Source organism: Acinetobacter sp. VT 511 (assembly GCF_001077515.1).
Classification (GTDB): Bacteria; Pseudomonadota; Gammaproteobacteria; order Pseudomonadales; family Moraxellaceae; genus Acinetobacter; species Acinetobacter schindleri.
Genome location: NZ_LFRE01000073.1, coordinates 41684 through 57358, shown reverse-complemented (window position 1 = coordinate 57358; position 15675 = coordinate 41684). Strand labels below are relative to the sequence as shown.

The 15675-nt window shown below is 45.2% G+C and carries 15 protein-coding genes; 4 read left to right on the top strand and 11 right to left on the bottom strand.

The features are described 5' to 3' along the window. Positions 1 to 194 precede the first annotated feature (194 nt). Positions 195 to 482: a DUF2798 domain-containing protein gene (locus ACS72_RS11075; protein WP_048882148.1), complete on the bottom strand. Its 288-nt coding sequence runs from the start codon at positions 480 to 482 to the stop codon at positions 195 to 197. Between the two features lie 255 nt (positions 483 to 737). On the opposite strand from ACS72_RS11075, the gene argS reads away from it, so the two are divergent. Continuing rightward, positions 738 to 2528, top strand: a complete 1791-nt coding sequence (argS, locus tag ACS72_RS11070) for an arginine--tRNA ligase (RefSeq protein ID WP_048882247.1) — start codon at positions 738 to 740, stop codon at positions 2526 to 2528. A gap of 333 nt (positions 2529 to 2861) precedes the next feature. Next, complete coding sequence (locus tag ACS72_RS11065) at positions 2862 to 3476, top strand: SPOR domain-containing protein (protein ID WP_048882147.1); 615 nt, start codon at positions 2862 to 2864, stop codon at positions 3474 to 3476. A gap of 92 nt (positions 3477 to 3568) precedes the next feature. Here ACS72_RS11065 and asd read toward each other — a convergent pair whose 3' ends face one another. From asd to ACS72_RS11040, 5 genes are all read right to left on the bottom strand, one after another. Further along, complete coding sequence (gene asd, locus ACS72_RS11060; RefSeq protein WP_048882146.1) at positions 3569 to 4420, bottom strand: archaetidylserine decarboxylase; 852 nt, start codon at positions 4418 to 4420, stop codon at positions 3569 to 3571. Beyond that, the gene (locus tag ACS72_RS11055; RefSeq protein WP_048882145.1) at positions 4417 to 5265 is read right to left on the bottom strand and encodes a sulfurtransferase; all 849 of its coding nucleotides are present in this window, start codon (positions 5263 to 5265) and stop codon (positions 4417 to 4419) included. The genes asd and ACS72_RS11055 overlap by 4 nt, the downstream gene beginning before the upstream one ends. Before the next feature lie 164 nt (positions 5266 to 5429). Next, positions 5430 to 6641 carry a nicotinate phosphoribosyltransferase gene (gene pncB / locus ACS72_RS11050; protein WP_048882144.1) on the bottom strand — a complete coding sequence of 404 codons (1212 nt, stop codon included), beginning with the start codon at positions 6639 to 6641 and terminating at the stop codon, positions 5430 to 5432. A 118-nt stretch (positions 6642 to 6759) separates the two neighbouring features. After that, positions 6760 to 7290: an ankyrin repeat domain-containing protein gene (locus tag ACS72_RS11045; protein WP_048882143.1), complete on the bottom strand. Its 531-nt coding sequence runs from the start codon at positions 7288 to 7290 to the stop codon at positions 6760 to 6762. 185 nt (positions 7291 to 7475) lie between these two features. Continuing rightward, complete coding sequence (locus tag ACS72_RS11040; protein ID WP_048882142.1) at positions 7476 to 8990, bottom strand: catalase; 1515 nt, start codon at positions 8988 to 8990, stop codon at positions 7476 to 7478. A gap of 223 nt (positions 8991 to 9213) precedes the next feature. Between ACS72_RS11040 and dtd the strand changes: the two genes are divergently transcribed. Continuing rightward, a complete protein-coding gene (dtd, locus tag ACS72_RS11035; protein WP_008305853.1) occupies positions 9214 to 9654 on the top strand; it encodes a D-aminoacyl-tRNA deacylase in 441 nt (146 codons plus the stop codon). Between the two features lie 320 nt (positions 9655 to 9974). On the opposite strand, the gene ACS72_RS11030 is transcribed toward dtd, so the two are convergent. From ACS72_RS11030 to serB, 3 genes are all read right to left on the bottom strand, one after another. Further along, complete coding sequence (locus ACS72_RS11030; RefSeq protein ID WP_004813874.1) at positions 9975 to 10454, bottom strand: hypothetical protein; 480 nt, start codon at positions 10452 to 10454, stop codon at positions 9975 to 9977. A 143-nt stretch (positions 10455 to 10597) separates the two neighbouring features. Then, positions 10598 to 10933: a ciprofloxacin tolerance protein AciT gene (gene aciT / locus ACS72_RS11025; protein ID WP_048882141.1), complete on the bottom strand. Its 336-nt coding sequence runs from the start codon at positions 10931 to 10933 to the stop codon at positions 10598 to 10600. 410 nt (positions 10934 to 11343) lie between these two features. Beyond that, complete coding sequence (gene serB, locus ACS72_RS11015; RefSeq protein WP_048882139.1) at positions 11344 to 12570, bottom strand: phosphoserine phosphatase SerB; 1227 nt, start codon at positions 12568 to 12570, stop codon at positions 11344 to 11346. Between the two features lie 77 nt (positions 12571 to 12647). On the opposite strand from serB, the gene ACS72_RS11010 reads away from it, so the two are divergent. Beyond that, positions 12648 to 13901, top strand: a complete 1254-nt coding sequence (locus ACS72_RS11010; protein WP_048882138.1) for a hypothetical protein — start codon at positions 12648 to 12650, stop codon at positions 13899 to 13901. Positions 13902 to 13968: 67 nt separating this feature from the next. Here the strand turns inward: ACS72_RS11010 and ACS72_RS11005 are convergent, their stop codons facing one another. Together ACS72_RS11005 and pncA are read right to left on the bottom strand one after the other, a co-directional pair. Next, positions 13969 to 14922, bottom strand: coding sequence for a bile acid:sodium symporter family protein (locus ACS72_RS11005; protein WP_004813879.1), 954 nt, complete (start codon positions 14920 to 14922; stop codon positions 13969 to 13971). A 113-nt stretch (positions 14923 to 15035) separates the two neighbouring features. Continuing rightward, a complete protein-coding gene (gene pncA, locus ACS72_RS11000) occupies positions 15036 to 15665 on the bottom strand; it encodes a bifunctional nicotinamidase/pyrazinamidase (RefSeq protein WP_008305864.1) in 630 nt (209 codons plus the stop codon). Positions 15666 to 15675 lie beyond the last annotated feature (10 nt).

Genomic DNA, 15675 nt, shown 5'->3' with positions numbered 1-15675 from the left:
TCATGTGTAGTTCCTGCTAGAACAATCTTGGTAATCCTTTTGTCCTGCTTAATCTCAAAAAGCTGGAGATCTTCCGGCTTGCTCTAGTGCAAGCCAGAGTCCTGAAAATTGATCATTCGGGCCAGCTGTATACTTTTCAAAATCGGCAGGTAAATCAACTCAATCAACGCGTGAGTTGTATGCAATCAATAAATCTACTTCGGTAGTTGTGAGCCACTCATATCCACCAATAAGCCAGTGAGCTTACGCACGAATGGCAACAATAGCAGCACGATCGGAAAAGCGAACGCCCAGGAAATCATCCAGTTGTGCAGCCATAATGAAATAAAACCTTCAATCCAGCCCAAAGTACGCAGCATATTAATGAAAGAAATAATACCGCTCATCAGGCAGGACAGGATGAAAGGGATAATTATCAGTGCCCATTTAGCGGGAAGTCTAGGAATATTGCCAAAGATAACCGGGCGTTGTTGCGAATCCACTGCAAGCTCTTTTTGTTATTTCAGTCTGGTTAATATAGGCTATTTTTAGTGATTAAGAATTCATTTTTATAGCAAATTTTGCAACTTACTTATTACGATATTCTTTATGTGATATACGAACGAATAAATGACAATTCTGTATAAATCTTCCAGCTACCGATCGTATATTTTTTATTCCCCATAAATGGTTTTACCTAAAGAGTCGGAAATTTGCTATATTTGCTGTTTTTCTGCGATATCTATTTTCGACTGATTATGAATACGGCAATCCAAGCAGCTCTCGATCATGCAGTGCAAACCTTACAGGCACAAAACGTACTCCCATCTGACTGGAACAATACAAGTAATTTGACGCGTACCAAAGACCGTAGCCACGGTGACTTTGCATCAAATATTGCCATGATCGCGTCTAAAGCTGCGGGTATGAAGCCGCGTGATTTAGCAGAAAAAATCCTTGCTGCCTTGCCAGAAGTTGCAGATATCAGCAAAGCCGAGATTGCAGGCCCGGGTTTCATTAACTTCTTCCTGAATGCTGATCAGCGTTTCGCAGTTCTGGACCAGATCCAGGCGCAACAAGCGACTTATGGTCGTACCCAGGCCAATGCGGAAAAACGCATCCAGGTAGAATTCGTTTCTGCGAATCCAACCTCTAGCCTGCATGTGGGTCATGGCCGTGGTGCTGCATATGGTATGACCGTAGCGAACCTGTTAGAGGCAACAGGTGCGAAAGTTGACCGGGAATATTATGTGAATGATGCTGGTCGTCAAATGGATATTCTGGCGACTTCAACTTATTTACGTTATCTGGAATTAACTGGCCAAGAACTGGTATTCCCGAAAAATGCCTATCAAGGCGACTATGTTAAAGAGATCGCACAAAGTATTATCGACCAGGATGGCGATGCCTATGTACGCCCGGTGGCAGATGTCTACAAAGATGTACCTGAAGATGTGCAATATGCGGCAGAACCGGATGCTGAAGGCAATAAAGTCATACTTTCAGGCGATAAAGAAAAACATATCGATGGCTTGATCTTCAATTCTCAAAGCTTAATTGGCGAAGGTTACCGCGTGTTCCATCAAGCAGCGCTTAAAGCGATTCTTGATGACATTAAAGATGACCTTGGTGAATTTGGCGTAACTTTCAACCAGTGGTTCAGCGAAGCATCTTTGACAGAAAAAATTGAAGAAGCATTACAAACGCTGGATCAACGTGGTTTCTTATACGAAAAAGATGGCAATATCTGGTTCAAATCAACTGAATTTGGTGATGAAAAAGACCGTGTGGTCAAACGCCGTAATGGTCAAACGACTTATTTCGCATCAGACATTGCGTACCACTTAAATAAACTCCAACGTGGCTATACCGATATCATTGATATCTGGGGTTCAGACCACCACGGTTATATCGCACGTGTAAAAGCTGCAATTGATGCACTGGGTTATGATTCGAAGAAACTGACTGTGCTGTTAGTGCAGTTCGTCAGCTTATGGCGTGGTGGTGAGATGGTGCAAATGTCATCTCGTTCAGGTCAGTTCGTGACTTTACGCGACCTGCGTAAAGAAGTAGGTAATGATGCAGCACGTTTCTACTATGTGATGCGTAAGTCTGAGCAGCACATTGACTTTGACCTTGACCTTGCAGTGTCACAAAGCAAGGACAACGCTGTGTACTATATCCAGTATGCCCATGCACGTATCTGCCGTATGTTAGAAAAGGCGGTTGCGACTGGCGTAAACTTTGATGCTGTGACTGCACGTGGTCTGGCCGCTAAGCTCGAGCTGGATGCTGAAACTGAAATCTTGGCAAAACTGGCAGCCTACCCTGAGATTGTGTTTCGTGCTGCAAACAGCTATGAACCGCACCAGGTGGGTAATTATCTGAAAGAATTGGCTGCATTGTTCCATGGTTGGTACAATGAGAACAAAGTACTCGGTGATGATGCTGAACTGACTCAAGCTCGTCTGCTGTTGTCTGTAAATGTACGTCAAGTGCTCCGTAATGGTCTGGAACTTCTTGGCGTATCAGCTCCTGAATCAATGTAAAGCACTGCTTTTACATTGATACAAGAAGGTAAATAGTCAAAGCACTGCTTTGCATACTCGCAAGACGAGAGCTAGGCTCGAAGTGGAAATGTAAAGCAGTGCTTTTCTATTTGACGCGAGACGAAGAACTTTGTTCAGAGTAAGCATGCAAGCAGACAGCCAAAACTATGAACTAGATGTCCAATTTGACATCTAGTTCATAAAAATATCCTGTGGAGTGGGTGATTTGTATAATGACATTTGTATTACGATCACATACGATGCAGAGAGTAAGGCATAACACCGGTTATGCCTTTCTCTGTCTGGTAAAATAAATACAAGAGGAAATCCCCAGTGTTTGGAAAAACGCAACGCGGTGTATCTGAACGTCCGAGCAAGCCAAAGAAGCCATTGATTCCTGCATGGTTAGGCACACTCGTGATCATTTTAATCGTGTTAAGTTTTCTTGTGGCGCTCATGCTGTGGAAGCCATGGGAACCTGTAAAACCAAACAATGATCAGATCACTTCTCAGCATTATGAAGAGGAAGACACCAACAAGGATTATCGCTTCTATGACCTGTTGCCGAAACAGCAGGTTACTCCAATTCCTGAACAGGCTGTGCCTGAAACCAATAAACAGGATGCTGTGGTCATTGTAGAAGCTCCTCGAACTGAGGAAGCTGCACCTGAAACTGTGAATGAGCCGGGACTGGTAACTGAAGAACCTGTTGCACCAGTAGCGACCTATATTCTACAAGTACGCAGTTTTGATGATCCGGATCAGGCGGATGCACGCCGTGCCGAGATTATCCTGAATGGCCTATCTGCGGATGTGGTCAGAAGCGTTGAAAATGGCAAGGTCTGGTACCGTGTGGTTTCCGGCCCTTATGATTCTGTAGAAGCGGCAGTGATTGCACAACAGACTTTGCAGCATAGTGGTATCGATTCGATTGTTGTGAAGCAATAAATAAATTCTAGATCTAAAAAAAGCGCCTGATGGCGCTTTTTTTTGTACCTTTTAATTCCTCCCTTTTCAAAGGAAGGTCAGGAGGAATTTTCTTAAACGGTATGCCCTAAAGCTTCACCCATCAACACTGTTGAATTGGCTTTAAACTTCTCATCCCATTGCATCTTGTTTTCTTCAAACAGAATGACAGCCGTTGAGCCCAGGTAGAAACGGCCAAGTTCTGCACCTTTTTCCAGGAACAGATTATGCTGGTTCAATTCAATCCGGCCTGAAGGTTTTACTTTACCCGTCGCCACGGTTTCAATACCGGCTACAATCATGGCCCCAACAAGCACCACTGCCATACGACCAAGCTCAGTATCAAACAGGCACACCATGCGCTCATTACGTGCAAACAGACCTGGAATATTTTCTGCTGTCGTCTGATTGACCGAGAACAGTTCACCCGGTACATACAGGGTTTCTGTCAGTGTGCCAGCAAATGGCATATGCACACGGTGATAGTCACGTGGTGACAGATATACTGTGGCAAATTCACCGTTTTTGAATGGCTGCGCCAGTTGTGGATCGGCAATCAGATTTTCAACTGTAAACTTTTGGCCTTTGGCCTGGAACACATCACCATTTTCAATCTTGCCGAGCTGGGAAATGGCACCATCGGCAGGAGAAACAATACTGCCCTCGTCAGCGTCAACCGCACGCACTCCGGTTCTTAGACCGCGGGTAAAGAAATCATTAAATGACTTGAACTTCAAGGCATTGGTCTGCTCCGCAATCGACATATCGATGCCGTATTTGGCTTTAAAAGCAGAAATCACCGCAGTTTTTACAACCGGATTTTCACTGGCTGCAATTTTACCTACCACACGAGACAGACGATGCTGTGGCACCACTTTCTGAGCCTGGATAAATAATTGTTGTTTTAAACGCGATGTGATGCTCAAGATGGCAACTCCCCTGTAGCGATTGGACTATCGAGGCGGTTGCCCCATTCACTCCACGCACCGTCATAAGCCTGGATTTTCCAGCCGAGCAGACGTCCTAAGATATAGGCCAGCCCAGAGCGGTGATGTGACTGACAGTACACCACCACAGGCTGCTTAAGATTAAAACCCAGTTGTTCCAGGCGCTGTTGTGTGCGCTGCAAAGGGTGTAATTTTAAATGATTTTCACGGTTAAGGGCAGTACTCCACTCAAAATGACGTGCTCCCGGAATGTGACCGCCGCGTCGTGCTGTCAGACGCAGGCCGGTATATTCATCTTCAGTACGGCAATCCCAGAGCTGGATCTGCCCTTGATCGACCTGCTGACGTAGGGCTTCATAGTCAATCCGTACTGCATTTTCCTGGTTCAGGTTGATTTGCACCAGTTGTTCGACTGGCTCCAGCTTCACTGGATCAGAGGAAGTCGGCAGCCCAGCCGCTAACCAGGCATGAATACCGCCATTGAGTAAGCTGGTGTTCTCAAATCCTAAACAATGTAAGTTCCATAACAGACGCCCTGCCCAAGCCCCACCTTCGTCATCATAAGCCACGACATGATGCTCAGGAGAAATATTCAGATAACGAACCAGTGCTTCCAAGCCTTCTTGATCCGGTAATAAACCCAAAGCTTGCTCTTCCTGACGAACCAGCATTTTTGGCTGTAAATGGAGTGCATGCGGAATATGCAACTGTTCATAAACAGAGGCACGGCTCAGGTCAACAATACGGAGTTTTTCATTGCCCAGATGCGGCACCAAGTCTTCTGTTTCTATCAGCAGACCCAAATTAAAAACTGAAGCTGTCATCGTTATCATAGGTATTCTGGTTCAAATCAGTCTGATCTTAGCACAGCTCATTTTCACAATTATGCGGTTTTTATTGGGTTATTTATCACAATTTATGCTAATGACCCTAGCAGACAGGACATTGCATAAAAAAACCGCCTCAGGTTGGAGACGGCTGATTGAGATTACTGTTCAGCGACTTCGCTGATGTCAAATACCTGACGCAGATACGCAAGGAAGGTATCATTGTCGGTCATGGTTTTTCCTGGACTGTCGGAAATTTTTGCGACTGACTGACGGTTACATTCCACCAGTTTCAGCACGATATTCAGCGGTGTCTGCCCCATGTCATTGGTCAAATTCGTTCCGATCCCGAAGCTGACCTGGAAGCGATCTTTGAAGTACTGATGCAGTTTCCAGGCTTTTTCCAGATTCAGGCCATCACTGAAAGTCAGCATCTTGGTTTTGCTGTCTATTTTCAGTTTTTTATAGTGGGCATAGGCTTTATCGCCCCATTCATAAGGGTCGCCACTGTCATGACGCAGGCCATCAAACAGCTTGGCAAAATACAGGTCGAAATCACGTAAGAAGGCATCCATCCCGACCACATCAGTCAGGGCAATTCCCAGATCACCACGATATTCCTGCACCCAGGTTTCAAGTGCTGCTTTCTGGAAATCACGCAGGCGTACATCCAGTGCCTGGAAAGCTTGCAGGAATTCATGTGCCATCGTACCAATTGGCGTAATACCCAATTCTTTGGCTAATAGTACATTACTGGTTCCACGGAAGACTTGTGGCGCTGCCTTATTAAATTCTTCCACCACATGCTTTTGCCACTCGAAGCTGTAACGGCGGCGGGTACCAAAATCAGATACCAGAAATGGCGGATCATTTGAATCCTGCGAAGCATCGTACTGTTTTAGCAGTTCCATTTTGGCCTGCAGCCGACGTTCACCTTCTATCAGCACTTCTGGAGTACGGATCCGGCTGAAATACAGTTCGTTGACAATCGCTAGGACAAAGATTTCAAACATCATGGCCTGAACCATTGGGCCTTCAACGGTAATGTCTAAACGACCTTCACTGTCGATGGTCGCCTTGATAAAGCGGCGTTTGAGCTGGAACAGCTCCAGATAATCCACAAAATCACTTTTGATAAAACGCAAGCTGCGTAAATACTGCAGTTCATCTTCTTTAAATTTCAGCTGGCACAGCAGATCAAGCTGATGGTTCAGATCATCCAGGATATCCGTGAGTGGATAAACCGTATCTTCAAGATTACGGCAACGGAAATGATAAAGACTGTGTGTTTGCGGAAACTTGTGTAATACCACTTGTAACATGGTGAATTTGTACAAGTCAGTATCAAGCAGGGATTGGATGATTGGCGCCATAACTTAGGAAATATCGCTGTGCTTATCTTTGCATTAAAGCATAAAAAGCCCTGCAATATTGCAGCAATTACATACAGCCAGGAGAAATATAGACCAAAGTACTGCCATAAATAACAGCTTATTTGTCTACTTTTGCTTTAGGTTTTTCTGCTTCCTGGATGATTTTTTGTAGCTGTTTTTCCTGGCCAATCACTTTAGCAAATTCAGCCGTGGTTTTTTGTCCGGCCTTTTTGGCTTGGGCATCACAATCCATCTGACGCAGCTGTTTGGCGATGGCAAATTCCATTTTGAACAAGGCCCCCATTAAAGCGGTATTGCCGCGGTTGTCTCGGGCACAGCGGTCTGCACCATGTTTCAACAAGGTTGTAACAATACTCTGATGACCATAATAGGTCGCCATCATCAGCGGGGTATAACCGTCTTTATTGCGCACATCGACCGGAAAGCCATGTTTTAAAAATTCGTTGATGACTTCGCTATTGCCAATTTTGGCAGCAGCGAAGAAGAGGTCGACCAATTCCTGTTGTGAAGTCATCTGAACGCTTGCCACAGTTTTTGCAGGGGAGACATTCTTCACTTCAGCAGCAGTTGCAAATGCGGAACTGAAGGCAAGAATACTGGCTAAAAATGCTTTTGGCATAAATTTCATGATGAACTCCAACAGAAATCGAAAAGAAAATTTCAGTCACTCAGGATTCAATTCACCTGAGATGAGATAGAAACGGAGTGCCTGTAAAACTCCCCCTAGGGTGCAGGAAAGGTTTGGAGTTTTACAGGACTTTTCGGAGGTGATGTGCTATACCCTAGTCACCAGTTCCTCAAGACCAATCGAGATTAGTCTTTTAATTTTGCAGCTTTGGCTTTAACCGTCGCCAGGTTACCGTTGACTGCTTTGGTCATACGGGTACCGTAGTCTGCATCTGCCTTGTAGAAATAAGACAACATGATGTGCTTGGTTTCTGAATCTTTCACTGCACCTAAGTCAGCAGCCAGGTTCATGATCAGGTCATCTTTCTCTTTAGCTGTGTATGAGCGGTAAAGTTCACCAGCCTGCTTGAAGTTCTGTTCTTTGGCACCGATCTGTTGAACTGTGCCAGTAAGTGGAGTTTGAACCGCACGTGCTTTCGCAGTTGCAGCTTTTGGCTCTTTACGGCTAGGCTCATAGTTCACATCTGAGTCACGCTCAGATACATTCATGTAGCCATCCTGGTTGTTATTATTCACATTCACCACTGGGCGGTTGACCGGAATCTGCTGGTGGTTTGCACCCAGACGGTACATTTGTGTATCTGAATAAGAGAAGATACGGCCTTGTAGCAGACGGTCTTCTGATGGCTCGATTCCTGGTACCAGGTTACCTGGCGCAAATGCTGACTGTTCAGTCTCGTTGAAGAAGTTCTTCGGCATACGGTTCAGGGTCAAGGTACCGACTTTAGTTTCTGGAACCAGCTCAGTTGGCCAGATTTTAGTTGGATCTAGTGGATCGAAATCAAACTTGCCCAGGTCTTTAGGATCAAGCACCTGAATGTACAGATCCCATTTCGGGAAGTTACCTGCATAGATGTTGTTATAAAGGTCATTGGTCAAGTGGTTGAAATCTTTACCTTGCTGGTCAGCCGCTTCTTTCACGTTCAAGCCCTTCACGCCTTGTTTAGAGCGGAAGTTGAATTTCACGTACTTGTATTCGCCTTTGTCGTTATACAGTTTGTAGGCATGTACACCGAAACCGTCCTGTTCGCGGTAGCTGGTTGGGACACCTTGCTTGCCATAAACATAAGTCAGCATGTTGGTTGCCCAAGGCTGGCTAGACAGGAAGTCAAATACACGGTTGGCATCTTGTACGTTGGTGACCGGGCTTGGTTTCATCGCATGGATGAAATCCGGGAATTTGATCGCATCACGGATAAAGAAGACTGGCGTCTGGTTACCGACTAAGTCCCAGTTACCTTCCTGGGTATAGAATTTGATGGCGAAACCATGAGGGTCACGTAGGGTTTCTGGTGAACTTTTACCATGAATGACGGTAGACATACGCACAAAAACTGGAGTTTTGGTACCGGCCTTGAATAAAGAAGCAATCGTTAAATCAGACAGATCTTTCGTCGTAACGAATTCACCATAAGCCCCTGTACCACGTGCGTGAACCACACGTTCAGGAATGCGCTCACGGCCAAAACGTTGCAGTTTTTGAACCAGTTGCACATCTTGTAGCAAAGTTGGACCTTGTGGACCCGCAGTGATCGAGTTCTGGTTGTCGCCGACTGGTGCCCCGTTATCTTTGGTTAATGGCGCAGCTTGTGCAGCTGTCACCGTTGCAAGCATTGCAACAAGTAATGAACGCTTAAACATTTCTAAATCTCTCAATTTAATACCTTTCCTGCATGCAGCTAAGATACGTGAGAGTAAAAAATAGATAAAACGGATAATTTTTATGATTACGATCGTGTTTTTAGATAATTTAAAATATTATCAAATATAGACAATAGATTAGAATACATTTTAAGCAGAGCTAATCTGCAGACTTACTGCGGTTCTTGTACAATGCACATAATTTTCAGTTTTTGAGTCAAATATGCGCGCATTATTACAGCGAGTGCTAGAAGCCAAAGTCGTTGTTGAGGGTGAAACAACCGGAGAAATTCAGCATGGTATCTTGGTCTTTTTAGGGATTGGCAAGGAAGATACCTTAGAAAAAGGCCAGAAACTGATTGATAAAATCCTAAAATACCGTTTCTTTGATGATGAACAGGGAAAAATGGGCTGGAACGTTGCCCAGGCGGGCGGTGGTTTATTGCTGGTTTCACAGTTTACCCTGATGGCCCAAACCCAAAAAGGTTTACGTCCTGACTTCGGTCCGGCCATGCCACCGGCTGAGGCCAAAGCGCTGTATGAGCAGCTGGTGGAGTATGCTCAAAGCCAGTTCGATCATGTACAAACTGGTATTTTTGCTGCCGACATGAAAGTGCATCTGGTCAATGACGGACCGGTGACGTTTAATTTAGAAGTTGAATAATAAGCTCTCAGATACTTTTTTCTCGAAATTTTTTCTTTATAAACTATTCTTTTAGATCAGTCCTTATTACTTTGGTTTTGCCCGAATGAGAAGTGGAGCTTCACAAGGGAGGCATCTTGCGGAGCAATGCTCTTCACTGCAAAACCCGTCAGATCTGATTAATGAATATATATCTCGCAGAAACAATCTCTTTTAGCTCTAGTTTTGCCTGAAACAGTTGCGGATGATATTTCATATATCAAATATTTTCTAAGCTCGAAAAAAATGCTAACCAATTATTTAATTGACTAGCATTCCAGATCTTTTAAAAAATTTAAATCTTATTTACCCGTTTTCTCTTTGATGAACTGACGTACCAGCTTCACCTTTTCTTTGACTGGTTTTGGCAATTTTGGTGGAAGCATCTTCGCCACCTGGTTAAACCAGACCAGCAAGCCAAAGTCACCTTCCATTTTGATAGTGCCATTTTGCATGCCGGTCATAAATGCGGTTGGGTCACCTTTCATCAAAGTTTTAACACCCTGCTCGCTGTCTGCAAACTGCAATACAAAATCTGCCGGCTCAGCATTACCTGATACAGTATCAATATCGCCGTTATTGACAATAATCTGGCGCGCCAGACCTTCATCTGTACCGATCTGAATACGGAACTGACGCTCATGGACCAATTCAATAAATTTCGGACTGGTACGTGCCAACTGCTTCATACGCAAAGCCAAGCCTGCAACCAGTAAATCAAGCGGGTCGGTACTGAGATCGACCAAAGGAAGTTTCAGGACAGGAATTGACGACAGTTTCATGAATTATGCCTATTGTAATTGTACGAAAATTGATAGCTATCCTAGCATAAATTACAAGAAGGTTAAGCATGCAGTTTGTAGATGATCGTTAACAAAAAATGCACCCGAAGGTGCATTTGTTTTTATTGTTTTTAATAGCGCAATTATCGGCTGGATAACTGCTGGTGGTCATCTTCATAAACAGGTGTATGTTCGATGCAGCGGCGCTTGGCCAGTGCGCGCTCGGCACGACGATCTTCACGTAGCAACAATAGAGTTACTATAACCATCACACTCGATAACGCCGCTAAATAACCATAGGTCATTGGCAGTTCAAATAGTGTCTGTGTTCCCAGGCGAATGACTTCAATCAGCCCCCAAGTAAACATTCCAGCCACCATAAAACTTAACCAGCGACGATACGGCGAGAAGAACACAACAAGTACAGCAGCGGCTACCAGACTAAAGCCCACAATTGTTGCTAAATTCGCTGTTACCATAAAATCCCCTCCGTCCAACCCCAGATCATGCAAGCAATGCAGCGGTTCTCATGGTTGAATGTCGTAAAACCCACTTCGTGGAATATATTGATTTGTCTATCTATGCCAGCATTATGATGAGTTTTTTGACTAAAAAAAGTCCTTTATTTCTGTTCAACGACATATTCTGTCGCGATATTATTTTGTCATTACATTTTTTATTTTTAGAGTTTTTCCGAAACATTTGCCCCATCGATGCTGGCGTGTCATTACAAAATAAACGCCGTTTTTCTGCACTGAAAAAATTATTTTTCCGTTTAAGATGATCGGTATATTTCTATACAGCTCCCTCTACTATTCTTCAGCGCGTGATCAATCAGCATAAAAAACGCGGCCATTTGACCGCGTTTCTATCTTAAAAATCGCTAATCTCAAGCACGGCTGAGGTCTTTATCATGCACACCAAGCAGGTACAGCACGCCATCCAGACCGACACTAGAAATCGCCTGATTGGCATTCTGACGGACCAGTGGCTTGGCACGGAATGCGACGCCTAAACCGGCAATCGATAGCATTGGCAGGTCATTGGCACCATCACCCACGGCAATTGCCTGTTCCAGGGAAATACCCATCTCTTCAGCAATCGTCATTAACAGATGCGCTTTACGCGCACCATCAACAATATGACCTTTGACTTCACCTGTCACAATCCCATCCTCAACATCGAGGACATTGGCATGGACCTCATCAATGCCTAGCTTGGCCTGCAGATGCTCAGCAAAGTACTGGAAACCGCCAGAAAGAATTGCGGTGCGATAACCCAGTGCTTTCAAGGTAGAGATCAGACGTTCTGCGCCCTCAGTAATGGTCAGACGTTCTGCGATCTTCGGCAGCACAGATGCATCCATGCCTTTTAGTAGTGCTACACGTGCACGGAAGCTTTGCTGGAAGTCTAACTCGCCCTGCATGGCACGTTCGGTGATTTCAGCCACCTGTGCACCGACACCTGCTTCAATCGCCAGCTCGTCAATCACTTCCTGCTCGATCAGGGTTGAATCCATATCAAAGCAGACCAGACGACGGTTACGGCGATAAACATTATCTTCCTGAACTGCAACATCGACATTCAGTGCCGTAGACAGGCTGAGGCAGGCTGTACGCATTGCTGCGGCATCTAGCATCTGGCCTTTCAGGCTGAACTGTACACAGGCACGTTTTGGTCCAGCCTCCGTATCATCACCGTCCAGTACCGGACGACCGGAGAGTCGGGTTACAGTTTCAATATTAAAGCCTTGACTGGACACGATCTGGGTCACGGCTTGCAGGTGGGAAGCCTTTAATTCCGGGGCCAATGCGGTCACGATATAACGGGTCTGACCCCCTTCTTTGACCCATTGATTGTATTCTGTGACAGAGATCGGTTTAAAGCGCACTGTTAACCCGATATCATGTGCTAGAATCAGGATTTCCTTCATGGCTAATGCGGTAGCGGTCTGGTCGTCCGAAGATACAACAATACCTAAGGTCAACTGGTTATGAATAACCGCTTGTCCAACATCCAGGATCTGTAAGGAATGAGCGGACAAAACCTGCATTAATCGTGTAAATTGATTAGGCTGGTCGGGTCCTAAGAATGATATAAGAATGATTTCTCGCATGAATTGACTCGGGTCTGAGCTACAACTATTGTTAGAATCATAATCGAATTTGAATAGAATTGCCTTGGAAGTTTACGTTGAATGCGCCTAGACAAGGGCTATTTGCTAGCCTACTGATTATAAGTTTTGCCCTTCATACCTTCTTACTGGTATTGGCAACCACTCACCAGCTGAATGAAAACCGTGCCAGCCAAGGTCAGCTCATGACCAGTCAACTGGTGACAGACAGCCTGGCTGAGCTGGATCCAGCCAATCGTGTTTCACTGGCTTTACTGGCAAATCGTTATTCCACTAACCCAAGTGTTGCCTCAATTCGCATCCTGGATGCAAATGCTCAGGTTTTAGCCACTGGTGGTCTGACGAAAACCCGAGAGGGCGAGATTTTTGTCCGCGAAGCATTACTTAACGAGAAAAAAGTCGGTTCAGTTGAGATTACTTTGATTGAGCCAAGTATCGGTGAAATTCTGCGTACCCAGTGGACAGCGATTTTATTCTCTTTTATTTTGCATAGTTTATTATGGTTAGCTTATCGCGCCATTGCCCGTCCAAGCCGCAGCGAATACCTGACGCGCATCAATAATGAATCACGTCTGAAATTTGAAATTCAGACGCTGACTCAGGCACTGGAACAGGAAAAACATAATGCTGCCCTGGCAATTGCTCAGGCACAGCAAGCTGTGCAAAACAAGCCAAAGGAAAAAGACAACACGTCAGTCGTGGTCGAAAAAGATACCCTGTCGCTGAATATCCAGTTCTATGATCCCAAACAGCTGCTGGATTCGGTCAACAAAACTGTGTCTGTGCCTTATTTCAACCTGTGTCAGATCTTCCTGAATAAGGCCACTGAACTGTGCGTACAACATTATAAACTGAACAGTTCGGATGTCTGGACGGTACACAAGTTTGATGAAAAAGGTGCAACACTGAGTATTGCCGCAGACAAGCCCAATGCCCTCGCCTGCCTCACCCTGATCAGCTATGTCTTCCAGTTACTTTCTGAAGTGCTGTACAAACGCTACCGTGAAGATAAACGTTTTGTCTTGCAGACACGTAGCGCGATTGCTTCGAAAGTGGATGAAATGCAGCTGAATTCAGCTCAAGCGGCTGAACGTCTGGCACAGCAACTGATAGCGCGTGAAGGTGCGGTACATGTCCCGAACTTCTTACTTAAATCCATTTCTGATCACTATGAACTGGTCAGCATGCCAAATCCAACAAATGTCCTGACCCGTCATGCTTTCGTGATGAATGGGATGGATGCCGAGATGGCAGAACTGGCGCAAAGCTTCCGAACCGATATCCTGAAATCGAAACAATCTAAAGCCTCCTAATAAATTTTGAAGAGTAAAAAGCCCGATCTTAGCATCGGGCTTTTTTTATTCCTTGTTTCTGCTGGCATCAGTTCTGCTGATCAGTCTCAGCGGGTTTTCTGGCTGCCCAATAAGTGGCCAAGGCTGGTCCAGAAATATTGTGCCATAAGCTAAAAATGGCACTCGGTACGGCTGTGATGGGAGATGCAGCAAAATGAGTCGCAGCCAAAGCTACACCTAGACCAGAATTCTGCATGCCCACTTCTATCGATACCGCACGGCAGTCAATTTCAGCCAGCTTAAAGATCCTGCTGGCCCAATAACCAAGTAAATAACCCAGGCCATTGTGTAAGGCGACAATGCCTAAAATCATTAGTCCGGATTCCAGAATCTGGGTTTTGCTGCCAGCAATAATTGCGGCGACAATTGCGACAATCGCAATCACCGAGATCAGTGGCATTACCTGGATATAAGCCTCAACTTTAGCCTTTAAAATGGCACGGATAATCAGGCCTAAAATAATCGGAAATAATACCACTTGCAGAATTGATACCAGCATTGACCAGGCATTGATCTCAATCCACTGACTAGCCAACAGATAGAAAATAGTCGGCGTTAAAACAGGTGCTAGCAAAGTTGAAACCGAAGTACAGGCCACAGACAGGGCTGTATTGCCTTTGGCCATGTAGGTAATCACATTGGATGCAGTTCCACCCGGGCAACAACCCACCAGGATTACCCCTATCGCAATTTCAGCCGGGAGCTGGAACAGCTGACATAGGAGAAAAGCCAGCCCTGGCATCACCATAAACTGGGCCACTACCCCAATTGCCACTGCTTTTGGACTCTGTAACACACTTTTAAAATCGCCTACTGTCATGGTCATGCCCATACCCAACATGATCAGGCCCAGCATCCAGGGAATATAGGCGCGTAGCCAGACAAAAAGCTCCGGTAGCATCAGGGCAATAGCAGAAAACAGAATCACCCACAAAGCAAAGGTCTTTTGGACAAACTGGCTAAATTGAAGGAGTGCTGACATGGGGAAATCCGGGGGCATTTAAAAGGAAATCGAGGCATCGTTTGATGCCTCAAAATATATAAATATATCAACTCGTCTGAAAGCAGATCAGCTCAAAAATAAAAAGCCAGCGCTTAGGCCACATCGATTATATCTTTCAGATAAATCCTTTTTACTCCTTGAGCCAGCATGTCCTGCCAGGCATGTTGCAGTGAACCATTCAGGTCAATGCCTTTAGTAGCATCCGCAATGACATAGGACTTAAAGCCCAGTTTGCAGGCATCCATCGCCGTCCACGCCACACAGAAATCGGTGGCAATTCCAACAATAAATACCGTATCGATACCACGTTCTCGCAGATAACCTGCCAGACCGGTACTGGTTTTCCGGTCTGCTTCCATAAAAGCAGAGTAACTGTCGATATTTTGATGAAAGCCTTTGCGAATAATCAGCTGCGCTTGTGGCAGATCCAATTCTGGATGCAGTTCAGCATCCGCAGTGCCCTGCACACAGTGGCTTGGCCAGAGCACCTGAGGGCCATACTCTAGCTGGATCGTGTCATAGGCAGCTTTGTCAGGATGATGAGCTGCAAAGGAAATGTGATTTTCTGGATGCCAGTCCTGGGTCAGTACAATATTACTAAAGTATTGTCCTAGTTGATTGATATTCGGAATAATCTGATCCGCACCTGCGACTGCCAGATTACCTCCCGGGGTAAATCCCTTCTGAACATCCACAACAATCAACGCGGCATTCTGCTGCATACGCTCTCAT